This is a genomic window from Streptomyces sp. T028 (assembly GCF_048159505.1).
Taxonomy (GTDB): Bacteria; Actinomycetota; Actinomycetes; order Streptomycetales; family Streptomycetaceae; genus Streptomyces.
This window is the reverse complement of record NZ_JBLRVZ010000100.1, coordinates 1-14,674: the sequence shown is the minus strand read 5'-3', so window position 1 is coordinate 14,674 and position 14,674 is coordinate 1. Positions and strand designations below refer to the sequence as shown.

Here is a 14,674-nt window from a genome sequence, read left to right as displayed (position 1 = left end):
CTCCCCAGCGGGGACGGTCACCGGTGGGCCGAGACGGCTCTGGACCTCGCGGGCTTCGCCACGGACCGCGACGGCATCTACCAACTGCCCCTGGACGAACCCATCAAGGCACGTGAGGCCCTCGTCCACCTTCACCAGGCCGCCCGTGACTGCCGAGCCACGGTCATCACCCGTGAGGGCCCGTACCTGGGTGATATCGCCTCCGTCGTCTGCGAGGGCCTGCCCGGCCCGTGGGAGGCGACCATCGAGACCTTCCCGTCGCAGCGGACGCCCGGCGATCTGCTGGAGCGGATGTGGACCTCCGGGCCGCTGATGTCCAGCCTGGAGAAGATCCGGGTGCCCTGCGCAGCGATTCTCCTCGACGGCGCCGGCACCGAACTGCTCCTCGTTGAGCAGCCAGGGGACCGTCAGTATCTGGTCGGCGCTCTGCTCCCCAGCCCGGACCACGTCAACGCGATCGCCCCGGGCCCGCGCAGCATCATCGCGCACAACGCCCACCTCACCGCCGGGGCGATCCGCAATCGCCTCCTGCCCGAGTACGAGCAGGCCGTCCACCTCTCGCGGCTACGCGAAGTGGAAGACGACCTCACGTGGGTCCAGGAGACTTTCGAGCCCGGCACCGTGCTCACGCCGTATCCCCCCGACCTCGATGCCGCACTGGACCGATTCCTCACCCACGCACCTGAGTTCATCGCCACCCTCCGCCGTCCAGGTGGCAAGCCCCTCACCGGGCAGGAGACTGCGTTCCTCGACCGCGTCGAGGCCGACCTCCAGGCAGCACACGAGGCCAACAGCGGCGAATTGTCGTTCACCGGCTCCGCCGCTGGTGCCCCGCTTCCGGTGGATGCGATGGAGCTGTGGCTCACCGAGGGCGAGCAACTGATCGAGATGGCCCGAGATATCACCTGGCCGCCGCCCTCCACAGCACCCGTGCCGACGCGAGTCCGTACAACGCCGCCGCCCGCACCCCCGGTGTCCGCCAACAACTCCGCCCTACGCCGCTGAGCCCTGAATGGAAACCCCTCTCCGCAATTGACCACCACCGATCACGCGCCGGCCCAGCCCCCGGCCGCCGCCTCGACTTCCTATCGCGCTGTGCTGGGCAGCCGGCATGTCGCCCGGCTGCTCGGCGGCACCCTCGTCGGACGCATGCCCAACGGCATGGCGCCCGTCGCCATCGTGCTTCTTGTCACCTCCCAAGGCGCCTCCCTGGCTTCAGCCGGACTGCTGAGCGCCCTGTACGGGCTGGCTGGCGCGCTCTCCCAGCCGGTCAAGGGCCGGCTGATGGACCGCCATGGCCAGATGCCGGTGTCCGCGCCCGGCGCAGTCATCAGCTCCGGCTGTCTGCTGCTCCTGCTGATCGGGGACGATCCGACCTTCGCGCTCTTCGCCGTCGTGCTCGCGGGCCTGTGCTCCGCTCCCTTGGAGGCGGGATTGCGGGCTCTGTGGCCCACCGTCCTGCCCGACCCTGGCCGGCGCCGGGTCGCCCTCGCGCTCGACACCGGCTCCCAGGGCCTGCTGTACATCGCCGGCCCGCTCCTGGTCGCCGCGCTCGCCGCCGCCTACGGTCCCCCCGCTGCGATTCTCGCGACCGTCGTGCTCGGCCTGGTGGGCACGGCCGTGGTGCTCACCGCGCCCCCGTCGCGCGCCTGGCGCCCGCAGCACACCGCTGGCTCCGCCGCGACCGGGCTGCACAGCACGCCCCTGTCGCTGGTCTTCCTGGCCCATGCCGGCTTCGGGATCGCCCTCGGCGCCATGAACGTCTGGGCGGTGGCCATGGCCGAACTGCACGAGGTGGAGCTGCTGTCCGGGCTGATCCCCGCAGCCTTCGCCACCGGCAGCTTCCTCGGCGGCCTCCTCTACGCCCGCCGAGCCTGGCCCGGCTCGCCCATCGTTCAACTGCTATCGGCCGCGGCCGGATTCTGCGCCGGGTGGCTGCCGCTGCTCGCCCTTCCCGGCCCTCGCATGGCGACCGTCGTGGTCACCGTGCCGGGCGTGTTCCTCACCGTGGTGATCGCCTGCGGCTTCACGACCGCGGACGCCCTCGTGCCACCTCAGCGGAGAACCGAAGCGTACGCCTGGCTGATCGCCTCGGTCGGCGTCGGCCAGGCCGCCGGCACCGCCCTGGCCGGGGCCCTCGCCACCCACCGCATCACCGCCGCGGCCCTGCCCACGGCCGGAGCCGCCCTCGCCCTGACGGTCCTCACCTGCGCCCGCCACCGCATCACCGCCCGCGGTGAGCACTGAGCCCACCGCCTTCGTCCCCCTGCCCGGGGGACGTCGCCACCGCCTCACTTCCCATGCCCCATCACGAAAGGCCCTTCCGCCATGCCCCGCCCGTCTTCGCCCGTCTGGGACCACCACATCGAGGACTGCCCGGTCTGTACCTCGCCCGACCGCGACGAGCCCACCCTGCTGCGCTGCGCCGTCCTGACACTCCTGCAGCACGGCGTCTTCATGGCCGAGGACGACATCCCGCTGCCCGAGATTCTCAGCGACGGCGGCGACTACCTGCGCGGCCTGGCTTCGTCCCTGGGCGGCGACGAGACCACCCCGGTGCCCAAGACCGAGCACTGGCCCTGGGTCGACGCCGAACTGCGCCTAACCGTCGCCCGCGCCGCAGGTCTGAACGCCGTCAGCACCCTCGATGCCCGGATCGACGGCGTCCTGGCCACCGCTGCCCGCAAGACCCCGCGGCGCCAGGCGGACCTCCTCGAACGCGCCGCCGAGCAGTTCGCCCAGCAACACGCACCCGCCTCCCGCACCCCCTGACCCCGCCGACGCCCACGCCGATCCCAACACAAGGAGAATCCCCGCCCATGGCCGTTGTTGGTACACCCGGCTATCGGAACGTGCGGAAAGGCGAGTCAGGTAGCTGAGGGGTGGTGAGGCCCGCCCTGGAGCATGTCGGCAGTCATTGCTCATCGTTCGTGGTCCAGCCACGCACCGTTGCTGTGCTGGAAGCTCCGGGTCCGCCTCGCCTTCGCCCAACACCCCACCGCTTTCCCGCCACCACCGATAGGAGATCCGTCTTGCCCGACGCACCAGCAGAGCCGTTCATGCCGATCCGGCACACCGTCACCGGCGAGATCACCACCACCGGCTACAACGCCGCCGCCCGGCGGATCCTGCTCCAGGCCGGCTTCGAAGAGACGCCAGGCTGCGCCTGCCGAGCGACGGAACCCGGTACGGAGCGGACGCACGGGCCTGCTCGGCAGCCAGCGAGCTGCTCGTCGCCGGCCATCCCCTGCACCTGGACCGAGCCCTCGGTCGGCCGGTGAGCGCCGACGGCACGCCCCGGTCGGCCCGATCGCCGATGTCGGCACACTCCGTGATCCGCTCCGAGAGCGGCCAGCCCCTCCAGCGCATCGCCAACCCCGCCCGCACCCGCACCTGTTGAAGGGCCCTCATTGACCACACCCGGAACACCTACCAGTCCAGCGCGCACCAAGGGCGGCGAACTACGGGCCAAGGTGGCCCGACTGCTGGCCGACCGGCCGGCGGACACGCTCACCATCGGGGACATGGCCAGGCAGCTGGGCCACTCCCACGGCGCCGTCCGCAACGCCGCCCTCACCCTGGTGCGACGCGGCGAGGCCGACCAAGGCGGAACCGGACAACCGGAGTTCCGCGCGAACGCGAAAACCGCCGCAGCCGCGCAGACCGCTGTGATCAGCCCACCGGGCACCCACTCTCCCCGCGCCCAGACGACCACGGCCCGCACGACCACTCCCGCAGCAGCCACGCCCAGGCAGACCGGCCCGATCCGCCGCGCGGGGGGCCAGCTCTACCACCCCCGGGAGCTGGCCGATCTGCCCGACGTCGAGGCGTTGAACCGTCTGCGCGACGCCGACGTGCCGGTGCTGCTCTACGGCCCTCCGGGCACCGGCAAGACGAGTCTGGTCGAGGCGGCGTTCCCGGACCTGCTCACCGTCGCCGGTGACGGCGACACCACGGTCGGCGACTTGATCGGCGAGTACACACAGGACGACGCGGGAGCCTACGTCTTCCAGTACGGTCCGCTGGTCACCGCGATGACCGAGGGCCGCGCCCTGCTGATCGACGATGCCACCTTGATCTCACCGAAGGTCCTGGCGGCGCTGTATCCCGCGATGGACGGGCGCAGGCAGATCCAGGTCAAGGCCCACAAGGGCGAGACCATCAAGGCCGAGCCGGGCTTCTACGTGGTGGCGGGCCACAATCCCGGCGTCCACGGCGCGGTGTTGACGGAGGCGCTCGCGAGCCGGTTCAGCGTGCAGATCCAGATCGGCACGGACTATGACCTCGCCCTGGCCTTGAGGATCGATGCCCGGGTGGTCCGGGTCGCCCGACACCTCGCCCGCCAGGTCGAACTCGGCGAGCTGGGCTGGGCCCCCCAACTGCGGGAACTGCTCAGCTACCAGAAGACCGAGGCCGTCCTCGGCACCAAAGCCGCGCTCGCGAACCTCGTCGGCATCGCTCCTGTGGAGGATCGCGACGCCGTCGCCGCCGCCGTCATCAAGGCGGTCGGCGTCAAGAAGATCGCGCCCCTCACCCTCGGCAAGCAGCTCCCCGCCTCGGCCGTCCGGCAGCCCCCGGGCAGCACCGGCTCCGCACACCGGGGCCGCTCGCGATGAGCGCCCACCACCACGTCCAGTCCCCGACCACCACCCGGGACGACGACGCCGACCTCGCCCGCTGGGACGACGACGGCGCCCCGCCCGCGCAACCCCGTTCCTCCCCAGCCGCGTGGCTGCGCGTGGGAGCCGAACTCGGCGACCGGCTGGTCGCCCTCTCCGGCCGCCCAGACCTCCTCGTCACCTGCCGCCCCGGCACGCGCAGCGGCGCACCGGCCGCGTTCTTCCCCACTCTGGGCGAGGTCGAGTTCGACGCCCGCCTGTTCGCCCCGCTGAAGCCCCACGAGATCCATCCGCGGATCGTGGGCGACGAGGACCGGTATCCCGCCGCCTGGGGAGTGTTCGTCCACGAGGCCGCGCACGCGGCCCACTCCGTCTGGACACCGCCTGCCGGAGCGGACCCCCGTGTCGTCGAGGCCGCGCTCCTGCTGGAGGAGAGCCGCGTCGAAGGCGCACACCTGATCACGCGGCCCACGGACCGCACGTACCTGCGCACCAGTGCCCGAACCCTGGTCATGCCCGACATCGCCCACCCCACCCTCCAGGGCATCGAGCACGCCGCCGCCGTGGCGGCCCTGATCCTCGGCCGCCGTGACGTCGGCATCCTGGACGCCGGCGAGACCCAGGCCGTCGCCGATCTGTGCGAAAAGGTGCTGGGCGCAAACCTGCTGGCCACCCTCACCCGCATCTGGACCGCAGCCCACCAGTGCGCCGACCACGACGCCACGACCATGCTCGCGCACGCTCAACAATGGTGCGACGCTCTGGACACCGCGGCCCCCGCCCTGCCCATGCCGGACAACCTCACCGATCTGCTGTCCGGCGCCGTGGGGGTCGTCATGGACAGCACGGCAGCCACCGACGCCGCCGACCTCGCGGCACAGGCCGCAGCGACCAACGCCATGGCCGCGCAGTCCAAAGCGCAGGCCCAGGACCGCGCCCAGCGGGCCAGCCAGCGACGCAAAGCCGCCGCCACCGCCAAGTCGGTCTTCAACGCCCGCGGCACCGTCACCCCCGACGGCACACCGGCGCCCCACAGCAACCCGGTCACCGGCACCCGCAGGCCCACCGCCGCCGAGCAGAAAGCCGCCGCGCGCCTGAGCTGCGCCCTGCGCGCCGCCGCCTACCGCGAGCGGACCGAGGAGCGGACCACCAGCCCCACCCCGCCCGGCCGCCTCAACATGCGCGCGGCCCTCGCCCGCGACGCCCAGCGCGCGGCCGGGTCGGTCCCCACCGCGGAACCGTTCACCCACACCCGCCGCCGGAACTCCCCCACCCCACCGCTGCGTGTGGGTATCGCCGTCGACGTCTCCGGCTCCATGCGAGCCGCCTGCGCGCCCGTCGCGTCCGCTGCCTGGATCGTGGCACGCGCAGCAGCCCTGACCGACCCCGACTCCCTCACCGCCACCATCGCCTACGACAGGCACCTGACCGCACTGATCCGACCCACCCACCGAGCACCAGAGCGCGTGACGACGTTCGATGCCACCGGCGGCCACCACAACCTCGGCGACGCCATCGACGCACTCGACCACGGCCTCGAACTCAGCCGCCCCGGCACCGGCCGCCTCCTCGTGATCGTCACCGACGCCCACTACGGCAGCGACGAAACCACTCAAGCCGTCACCCGCGTCAAGCAGCTCACGACCGCCGGCTGCGCCGTACTCCAGCTCACCCTCACCGCAGAGTCCCAGCACTTGCCGGGGACCACCTTGCTGCACCTGCCCCAGCCCTCCAGCGCTCCCGTCGCCATCGCCAAGGCGGCCACAGACGCCATCCGCAGGACACGCTGAGACGACGCAGAAGGCGGAAGCGTCCCCCGAGACCACCGCCAAGCACTCCAGACCACCTCCGTCCGCCGCATGAATCGTGCATCTGATGCACGACCCTCCACAACGACGCAGGCCACCACCCCAACCGCCAACGAAAGGCACTCGATTTGAAGCCCCAAACCAGCAGCCCGACCTCGAACGCAACGCCCATCAAACGGAATTCCCCGGGGGTCCAGAAGACCTGGACCGTCGTCCACACCTGTGGACACGAGATCACGCACGACCTGTCCGACCGCCCTGCCGACCGGCGCGCCGGATTCGCCCGCTGGCTGACCGAACGCGACTGCACCGACTGTTGGAAGGCCGCCCGCGACGGCGACAGTGCCAGCAAGGAAGAGTGGCTCGCCGCCCGGCGCACCGAAGAGCAGCAGGCCGCCGCAGAGTGGACCGAGCAGTTCGAGATGCCGCCGCTGGAGGGCACCGAACGCGCCCAAGGCTGGGGCGAGCGCTCCCGCCATCAGCTGGTCACCCGCGCGTATGCCGCCCTGGTCACCGAGGGCACCTGGGACGAGACCGACTGGACGGTGCTGGAGGAGAAGATCCGCACCGTCACCCGGGCCGGATGGTGGATCGACCAGCGCGATGCCGAGGGCACCGATCTGCCCGAACTCCTCGACGCCGCCACCGAACACGACCGCAGCACCGAGAACCCCTTCCGGTAGCCGACCAGCGGTTATACCCGACGATCCCCGGTTACCGAAACCGGGGATCCGCCGGAGCATTGAGCCTCCCACCGCCACCCGTGCCGCTCGTGGAAGGACCCATGCTGTGCCCGACGCTCCCGGCCCCTCGCACATACCCGCCGCCTGGACGCCGTCCCTGGAGACGCTCACCGCCAGGCGGGACATCACCCACGCCCATTTCGTCCCGGGCGACACCGTCGTGATCCCCACCGGCGTCGCCGACGGCCATCTGTCGGGCGACGTCATGACCATCGTCGCCCCCTCCTGGCACACACCGACGGACGAGGACGGCTGGCGGCTGCGCAATCCCAAGGGCGGCGAGCGCACCTTCATCACCGCCCACCCCCGCTACATGATCCACCTCTCCCGTCACTGCCCCGACTGCCTGATCTACCGCCGGGCCCTGGAGGACTACGTCCTGCCCAAGGTGCCCTCGGCCAGTGGGTCCTTCGACTGCGGCTGGTACTCGCTCACCCACCTCAACCAGCTCGTCCACCGCGCCGACGCCCGAGGTGGCCGGTGACCCTCCAGCGGATCCGGACGTCCAAGGACTGGGCGGACCACCCGGACGCGCCGTCGTGGGAGCATCCCCGCGCCAAGGGCCCGCAGAAGGAACGCTTCGCCATCTGGCACGCCGACGTGCGTCTGGCCCCCCGCGACCGCCAGTTCACCGGCCCGGAATGGTCCGAGATCGCGCACCGCCTGGCCCGCGCCGCGGGCACCGCCGCCCCCGGCGACACCAAGGGCTGCCGCTGGATCGCCCTCCAGGCTCAGCCCCGGCGGCTCGACCTGATCGCCAACCTCATTCGCCCCGACGGCACCTGGACCGTCCAGGCCAGCTTGCTCCTCCGGATGGCGGCGGAATGCCGACTCCTGGAGACCGCCCTCAGCCTCCTTGCGCCCCTGCCCGCCCGGTCGTCGCGGCGCACCGCCGCTCCCCCGGCCGCCGTGCGCGCGGCTGTCGGGACGACGGGGCAGCTCGGCGAGCTGTTGCACCAGCTCGCCGACGAGACCACCGGGCCGCTGGCCACCGCGCGCGGGCTCGTCGAGCACGCGGCGCACCGCCTCGGCGCCCTTCCCCACCCCGACTGCCTGGTCACAGAACACCAGTTGGAGTGGATCGCTCGCCGCCTGTACGGCATCCAGCAGGACCTGGACAGCGTTGCCGCGGACCTGACCGCCCCATTCCGCCCGCCCGTCCCCGCCCCCGGGGCGTCTGTCCCCGCCACGTCCGCGTCCGCTGGTACTCGATCAACTCCTTAGAAAGTTGCCGCTCTTTACCGACCGCCGCGAAGCGTACGAGCTTCCGCTCGGCGCCCAGGTCGCTCATCTCGCCGAGCGCCTACGCCAGGCCATCACCACGGACGAAGCCACCGATGTCCTCATCGAGTTACCGCCACCCACGACGGCATCCTGACCGCCCTGGGCGACGTACTCGCCACTACTGCCGACTTCTACGAACACCTCGGCCACCCCGCCGACTGGCACACCACCAGCGGCTGCAGATCGTCTGAACCGACCTGGCCCACAGGCGCGCCGACCTCGTCGACCGGCATCAACACCCCGGGCGACGGTCGTTGCACCGTCGAGACCGGGCCGGGCGAGACGGAAGCCTCCGCCGTCTGCTCCTGCCCGCGCCCCACATCCCCACCACCCTGCATCCCCTCCCCGCCGTGCCGACCCCCACCGGCCGCCGAAGATGCCCCATCCCTTGAGGAAACCCTTGCCCGCCACCGATGACTCTCTCGCCTCCTTCGCCGCCGTCCTCGCCGGCGAACTGCCCGGCCAATGGAGCAGCCAGTACCACCCCGACCGCGGCGGCTCCACCGACCACGGCGAACTGACCGCCGAGGTCTGGGACCTGGACCAGGTCGCCGCCGCTCTCGCCGAGCACTCCCTCGACCACTGCGCGGTTCTGACCCGGCGCGCGGACGGCACCCGGCTGTTCGTCATGGACCGCAACGACGACGGCTTCCTCATCGCCGCCATGGCCCCTAACGACCTGCCCACCGAGGCGTACCGCGGGGTCCGTGAGCCCGACGGCATCGCCGTCGTCGCGAACCCCTTCCGCGCCGCCAAGCACGTCTCGCTGCGCCTGCTGCCCCGCTACGAGCAAGCCCTCGCCCAGGTGCGGGACAACGCCGCCTGCCTCTCCACCCAGCCGACCGACCAGCAGGAGCGTGTGGTGCTGACCTGGTCCGGCGAGGACATTGTGACCGCCCGGCCCGACCGCGCAGACGTGGCCAAGGCCCTCACCGAGCACGGCTTCGTGTCCGACGAGGCACGCAACCTGTTCGTGCTGTCCGACGGCGATTCAGCCCAGGTTGCCGCATCCGTCCGCGCCGTCGGCCACCGGCTGTCCGCGCTGGGCGTCGGCGTCCTGCTCTCCCGCCCGACAGGCCGGACCGCGCCGGACATCACCCACGCCCAGCCCCCCGCCAGGCCAGCTCCGGCCTCTCACCGCACGCGGTGAACGGCCGCGCTCAGGGGGGCGAGCCGGACTTCTTCGTCCTCGACTACATCACCATCACCCGCGATCCGCGCACGCAACTGGTCGTCGCCATCGGCGGCGACGACCGCGCGGCTGGCATTCTGCAGGCGGCCGGGGGATTCATCGACGCCCCCGGCCCTCGCGGCCCGTACCACCGCCAGCCCCACACCATGACCGTCGACCAGCAGCGAACCGGCGCCACGGCCGCAGCCCTCGCGCTGTTGCAGGCCGGATACAGCGTCCACCTCGACCCCGACCTCAACACGCTGAACACCTCGGACGGGGACCGCAAGGCCGCCCACCGTTACCTTCACCGGCTCGCTGAGCGTGCCCGCGATGCCGACAGCGATCGCGAGGTGGCCGGGATCCTGACGCAGATCGCCGCACCGCATAACGGGCTGCTGCCTCATCTCGTCACAGCCCTCAACGTCATCTGGATGTCCTGGGCCGAACACCTCGGCCCTGCCGACGACGACACCGACCTCGCGGCCGAGCTGAGAAACACCACCCAGGGCCTGTCCGCATACACCTTGCGGATCGAGCGCATCCGCAATCAGGCCGCGACGTCCCCACGTCTGCCACGCTCAGCGACGACCCCAACAGCCCTGCCTCAGCCACCGTCCGCTCGGCGGCACTGACGCGCCGCCCGTCCCCGAACAGGAGCAACTGCGCGTGGGAAACCGTGCCGATGACGAAGGCACCGACGTCGAGATCTACCGCAAACCCCTGACCGACACCGTCCACGCCGACACCCCCACCGGCGCACCCGAGCAGCTCCTCGCGCTGCTCGACCGGCTCGGCTTCGAACGCAGCACCGTCCAGCCCGCGGGCCCTTCGGGTCCGACCTACGTCTGGCACGAGGCTCCTGCACACCTCGGCGAGGACGAGAAGAAGCAGCTCGCCTCCCGCGCCGTTCCCGCGCTGCTGATGGCCGGATACGTCGGTCCACATCCCCGACTACCTCTTCGACGAATCCGCCTACCGCAGCGCCACCGCCCAGATCCGAGCCCAGCGCGCCGCACCCACCACACCCGCACCCTCAGCCGAAGCGTCCTCCCTGGCCCGAAGCTCCCGCCGCGCCGGCTGACTTCACCCAAGCCCTCTGTTCGTTCCGCAGGAGCCCCATGCCCCACCCCACCGTCCCCTATGTCCTGGCGGCGCCCGGCTACCTCGCCGGCGGCAGCGACTGGGAGCATCTGACCGAATGGCTGCTGCGTGGCCACGGCTGGCGGAACGTGTCCACGATCGACCAGCACACCGCCTTGGCCAGCCCCAACGGCCGCCTGCATGTCGCCCTCAACCGCCGGGGAGCCTGGACCTGGAACCTGCGCGCCACCACTCCCGCTGGCCGCGAATGGGCAGCGATCCTCGGCGCGCACCTTCCCGTCGAGTACGTCACCGCGCTCGTGGACACCATGCTGCTGCCTGACTCCCACCACCGCCCTGATGTCCTCGGCTCGTTGCACGCGGCAGGCTGGACCGCGGACCGGGACGCCGCAGCCCCCACGCCTACGGTCGTCTCGCCGGACGGCCTGGTCCGCTTCACCGAGGAGACCGCACTCAGCACCACGCGCGGGCCGTGGCACGCCGCCTGCACGGTCGACGGACATACCTGGTGGACAGCCGTCTTCAGCACCCACACGCCGCCCGGTGTCGTCGCCGCGTTCACCCGCAGCCTCGCCTCCGACGACCCGCTGCCGCGGATGGCCATCGGAACACCGCTGTACGGATGCGGGCCCTATACCCGCCTCACCCAGACCCCCCACGGATATGACGACGAGCAGGCACAGCTCGAAGCACGGATCACCGAAGCCCGTGGCCACCGCCTCGCCGCCGCATCACCCGCCGCACCGCGGCCCTCCTCCCGGCGCGCGCCCCGCACCCGCTGACCGCTCTTTCCTTCCCCCCATCACCCCCATCTCAGGAGCTTTCCGTACCTCTCGCACCCCGCCGAACCCCGCCGACGATCACAACTGAACGTCCGCCCCGCCTGGCTGTCTTCCTCTTCCGCCGATACCTGCGTGCCCTCGTCCTGAGCCCTCGTGATGGGGCCACCCCACTGGCAACCGGCCAGCCCGAAGCCGCCCTGGACGAACCCCGCATCCTCGGCCACCACAGCTAACTCCCACGCCACCGCACCCCGACCAGGAGGCCCGTGACCGACCCCTCTGTTCACCCCGTGAGATTCGCCCAGGAGATCGCCGACCAGCTCGGCCGACTGTCCGAACATCTCGCGCTCGCACCGCCGCGCGAGGCCGCCCACATCCTCGCCACCGTCCTCGACCAGGACATCGGTGTTCTGGGCCGGTTCACCGCTTTGATGGCCACCGGCTCACAGTTCGCCAAGCACCACTCCGAGCGCGGCATCCTCCCGCCCGAGGTCTGGCTGGCAGTAGGCCGCGCCGCCAACGAACTCCACAGCATCGGCCAAGACCTCGACGAGCACGTCGAACAGCTCGACGCCCTCGCCAACCCCGCCGCCCCACCCCGGCCGGCAACACCGCCACCGGTCGCTTCGTCTCTCGTCGTCAGGCGGCGCCGATGAAGAAGCAGTGGACCGGCTGGGGGCCGGGCCAGCAGCCCGAGCAGCACTACCTCATCCAGCCCCGCCATCTCGCCGGTGGCGGCGACCTGCGGCACGTCACAGAGTTCCTGCGCGCCTCGGGCTGGAAGGACAAGTCCACCACCGGAGGCCGTCTCGTCTTCGACAGCCCCGACCGTACGGTCCGTGTCGGCTACGACCCGTTCACCCAGCCCGGCGGCTGGACAGTCTCCGGCAAGCCGACAGCGCAGCAGCACGCGTGGCATGCAACATTCGGACGACAAGTACCTGTGGAGATCGTCGCCGGGTTCACCGACGCGCTCACCCAGCCCCGCTCCGCTCACGCGCCCAACGTCTGGGCACCGCTTCAGCAGCAGGGCTGGAGGACCGAACGCAATGGGCAGTTCACCGCGACAAGCCCGGACGGCGACGCGTTCGTGCAGTTCTACTCCGACGGGGCCGGGCAGGCCCACTGGTTCGCCGGAGCCGGCACCGAGCACGGCCGGAGCTGGGACGCGACGTTCACGCCGACCACCCCGATGCACCTCATCCAGGCGTTCGCGAGCGCTCTGGCCGACCCACGGCCGGTGATGCGTCCGCGCGGGCACGTCCCGCCGTCCACCCGGATCCGCACCACCTCCGTCTCCGTGCTGCCCTCCGAACTCGGAGCCTGGCAGCAGGCCCGGATCACCGCCGCCCGCGCCGCGACCTGGGCACGCAGCTCCTGGACGACCGCCCGGCCCCGACGCACCCCCGCCCCAGGCCCCTACTCCACAGCGGGCAGCACACGCCGCCGCTGATTACACACCGTCGCCATTCGCACAGCCGGACCCGATGCCAGCCCGACGGGCGACGCACTCAGCCCGCAGTCTTGCGCCCGGGCCCGCTCCCACTCAACCAAGGACCCTTCATGCCCGACCACTTCCCGGACGACGTCACCCCCACCCCCGACGACATCCGCGACGCCGCCGAGACCCTGTCGCAGCTCACGGAGTATCTGCGCACCAACCCCGACCTGCGCACGGCACTCGCCCTCATGGAGCCGCTGCTCGACGAATACGCCGGCCTTCCCATCCAACTCGGCGACACGCTGCGGGCCTTCGCCCGAGCCCTCACCGACAACCCCACCATCCCGCACGGCGCTGCCCTCACCCTCGTCGCCGACCTGCGCAGCGCAGCGTGGGAGCAGACCGGCCACCACAGCCTGCACTACACGCTCGACGAACTGCGGGCCATCCTGCGCCCCGAACTCGATACGGCACAGGGCCGTTCGTGACCCACGCGGACCGGCAGCTGACCGAGCACTCCGCCCAGTTCTCCTGGCGCATCCCGCACGACACCAATCCCCTTCCCCCGGCTGGAACCGGTGACGCCGGCGGTCGCACGCCCGCCGACACACCGGCCAACGCCGATCAATCCGAGCGGACTGGCAGCGGTCTGGCCCTCTCCATCCCTCTCTCATCAACAACCCAGTGACCCACCCCTACTTCCCCACCCGCGCCAACGAGCCCCAGAACACCATCTGGTTCGAGACCCGCCCTCGGCACCTGGCCGGCCGCGGCGATCCCCGACGCATCACGCAGACGTTGCGCGCCGCCGGGTGGAAGAACCATTCCGACCCGGACTATCCCCACGTCCTCCTGGCCAGCCCCGACTACCAGCACACCCTGGTCCTGGAACCCGGACCAGAGCCGTACGCAGCATGGTGGCGCATCCGCGGCGGATCCGAAGAGCGGCGCTGGTACACGGAGTTCGGCGGCAACACCCCTGTCGAGATCCTCGCATCGCTCACCGACGCTCTGCTGCAGCCTGCACCCGAGACCACTCCGGACATCTGGCTGGCGCTCACCTCGGCGGGCTGGACCTACGAGCGCGACGAGAACGGCAACCAGCGTGCCGCGCATCCGGACGGCATCCTGAGCCTGCGCCGCTGGACCGTCTCCCCCGCTGAGCGCTTCTTCTGGACCGCGGAAGCCACCCTCGCCACCGGGCTCGGCGGCCTTAACCGGCTGTGGCGCGCCTCCCTCGACGACAACATGCCGCAGCATCTGATCGCCGCGTTCGCCGCCGCTCTGGCCAGCGACGAGCCTGTGCAGCGCGGCCGGTACGACGTTCCCCACTCCCATCTGGTCACCCAGCACCAGCGCGGACCACAGGGCGAGCAACTTGCCGCCGCCCACGAGGCTCGTCTGAAGGCCGCCCGCGCCGCTGCCCGCAAAGTCCGACGCAGCGCCGCCCTGCCGACGCACAGCGGACCAGCTCCCGCCACCGCCTCCCCGGCCACCGTGCGGGGTCGCTGACCCAGGCCGGGCGGCCCGGCCTCCCGGCTCACCACCCGCCCTGCCCTCACACCAGACCCTGCACCTGGAATGCCTTTGATCCCCACGACGCCTGCCCCGAACGAGATCCACCAGCTGCATCTGGACCAGTTGGACGCCTTCCTGCGGGAGAGCGAACTCATCCTCGAAGCCTGGAACATCTACTCCGACGAACACACCGACCTCGACGGC

16 protein-coding genes are annotated in these 14,674 nt (G+C 71.4%); all 16 read left to right on the top strand.

What is annotated here, in order from left to right; translation table 11 throughout:
* On the top strand, window positions 1-1,005 hold a 1,005-nt coding region (locus ACLZN2_RS50435), incomplete at its 5' end, for a hypothetical protein (RefSeq protein WP_416986963.1).
* Window positions 1,006-1,032: 27 nt separating this feature from the next.
* Window positions 1,033-2,247 (top strand): MFS transporter, encoded by a 1,215-nt coding sequence (locus ACLZN2_RS50430; protein WP_416986961.1) that lies wholly within the window; start codon window positions 1,033-1,035, stop codon window positions 2,245-2,247.
* An 81-nt stretch (window positions 2,248-2,328) separates the two neighbouring features.
* Window positions 2,329-2,772: a hypothetical protein gene (locus ACLZN2_RS50425; RefSeq protein WP_416986959.1), complete on the top strand. Its 444-nt coding sequence runs from the start codon at window positions 2,329-2,331 to the stop codon at window positions 2,770-2,772.
* Window positions 2,773-3,059: 287 nt separating this feature from the next.
* On the top strand, window positions 3,060-3,281 hold the full coding sequence (locus ACLZN2_RS50420) for a hypothetical protein (RefSeq protein ID WP_416986968.1): 222 nt from the start codon (window positions 3,060-3,062) through the stop codon (window positions 3,279-3,281).
* A gap of 192 nt (window positions 3,282-3,473) precedes the next feature.
* Window positions 3,474-4,616: an AAA family ATPase gene (locus tag ACLZN2_RS50415; protein ID WP_416986966.1), complete on the top strand. Its 1,143-nt coding sequence runs from the start codon at window positions 3,474-3,476 to the stop codon at window positions 4,614-4,616.
* The gene (locus ACLZN2_RS50410) at window positions 4,613-6,409 is read left to right on the top strand and encodes a hypothetical protein (RefSeq protein WP_416986958.1); all 1,797 of its coding nucleotides are present in this window, start codon (window positions 4,613-4,615) and stop codon (window positions 6,407-6,409) included. The genes ACLZN2_RS50415 and ACLZN2_RS50410 overlap by 4 nt, the downstream gene beginning before the upstream one ends.
* 251 nt (window positions 6,410-6,660) lie before the next feature.
* Window positions 6,661-7,110 carry a hypothetical protein gene (locus ACLZN2_RS50405; protein ID WP_416986964.1) on the top strand — a complete coding sequence of 150 codons (450 nt, stop codon included), beginning with the start codon at window positions 6,661-6,663 and terminating at the stop codon, window positions 7,108-7,110.
* A gap of 106 nt (window positions 7,111-7,216) precedes the next feature.
* Entirely contained in the window at window positions 7,217-7,654 is a 438-nt protein-coding gene (locus ACLZN2_RS50400; RefSeq protein ID WP_234383374.1) for a hypothetical protein, read from the top strand.
* Window positions 7,651-8,394, top strand: coding sequence for a hypothetical protein (locus tag ACLZN2_RS50395; protein ID WP_416986957.1), 744 nt, complete (start codon window positions 7,651-7,653; stop codon window positions 8,392-8,394). The genes ACLZN2_RS50400 and ACLZN2_RS50395 overlap by 4 nt, the downstream gene beginning before the upstream one ends.
* A gap of 460 nt (window positions 8,395-8,854) precedes the next feature.
* Window positions 8,855-9,604, top strand: coding sequence for a hypothetical protein (locus tag ACLZN2_RS50390; protein ID WP_416986955.1), 750 nt, complete (start codon window positions 8,855-8,857; stop codon window positions 9,602-9,604).
* Window positions 9,601-10,260 carry a hypothetical protein gene (locus tag ACLZN2_RS50385; RefSeq protein ID WP_416986954.1) on the top strand — a complete coding sequence of 220 codons (660 nt, stop codon included), beginning with the start codon at window positions 9,601-9,603 and terminating at the stop codon, window positions 10,258-10,260. Before ACLZN2_RS50390 ends, ACLZN2_RS50385 begins: the two co-directional genes overlap by 4 nt.
* A gap of 486 nt (window positions 10,261-10,746) precedes the next feature.
* The gene (locus ACLZN2_RS50380; RefSeq protein WP_416986953.1) at window positions 10,747-11,511 is read left to right on the top strand and encodes a DUF317 domain-containing protein; all 765 of its coding nucleotides are present in this window, start codon (window positions 10,747-10,749) and stop codon (window positions 11,509-11,511) included.
* 290 nt (window positions 11,512-11,801) lie between these two features.
* Window positions 11,802-12,167 (top strand): hypothetical protein, encoded by a 366-nt coding sequence (locus tag ACLZN2_RS50375; protein ID WP_416986951.1) that lies wholly within the window; start codon window positions 11,802-11,804, stop codon window positions 12,165-12,167.
* Entirely contained in the window at window positions 12,164-12,964 is an 801-nt protein-coding gene (locus ACLZN2_RS50370) for a DUF317 domain-containing protein (protein ID WP_416986950.1), read from the top strand. The genes ACLZN2_RS50375 and ACLZN2_RS50370 overlap by 4 nt, the downstream gene beginning before the upstream one ends.
* A 110-nt stretch (window positions 12,965-13,074) precedes the next feature.
* The gene (locus ACLZN2_RS50365; RefSeq protein WP_416986949.1) at window positions 13,075-13,440 is read left to right on the top strand and encodes a hypothetical protein; all 366 of its coding nucleotides are present in this window, start codon (window positions 13,075-13,077) and stop codon (window positions 13,438-13,440) included.
* Between the two features lie 196 nt (window positions 13,441-13,636).
* The gene (locus ACLZN2_RS50360) at window positions 13,637-14,464 is read left to right on the top strand and encodes a DUF317 domain-containing protein (protein WP_416986948.1); all 828 of its coding nucleotides are present in this window, start codon (window positions 13,637-13,639) and stop codon (window positions 14,462-14,464) included.
* Window positions 14,465-14,674 lie beyond the last annotated feature (210 nt).

Excerpts from the sequence above, each read along its gene's own strand:
- ACLZN2_RS50425 (WP_416986959.1), top strand. The coding sequence starts at position 2,329 with ATGCCCCGCCCGTCTTCGCCCGTCTGGGACCACCACATCGAGGACTGC.
- ACLZN2_RS50420 (WP_416986968.1), top strand. The coding sequence starts at position 3,060 with ATGCCGATCCGGCACACCGTCACCGGCGAGATCACCACCACCGGCTAC.
- ACLZN2_RS50410 (WP_416986958.1), top strand. The coding sequence starts at position 4,613 with ATGAGCGCCCACCACCACGTCCAGTCCCCGACCACCACCCGGGACGAC.
- ACLZN2_RS50380 (WP_416986953.1), top strand. The coding sequence starts at position 10,747 with ATGCCCCACCCCACCGTCCCCTATGTCCTGGCGGCGCCCGGCTACCTC.
- ACLZN2_RS50370 (WP_416986950.1), top strand. The coding sequence starts at position 12,164 with ATGAAGAAGCAGTGGACCGGCTGGGGGCCGGGCCAGCAGCCCGAGCAG.
- ACLZN2_RS50365 (WP_416986949.1), top strand. The coding sequence starts at position 13,075 with ATGCCCGACCACTTCCCGGACGACGTCACCCCCACCCCCGACGACATC.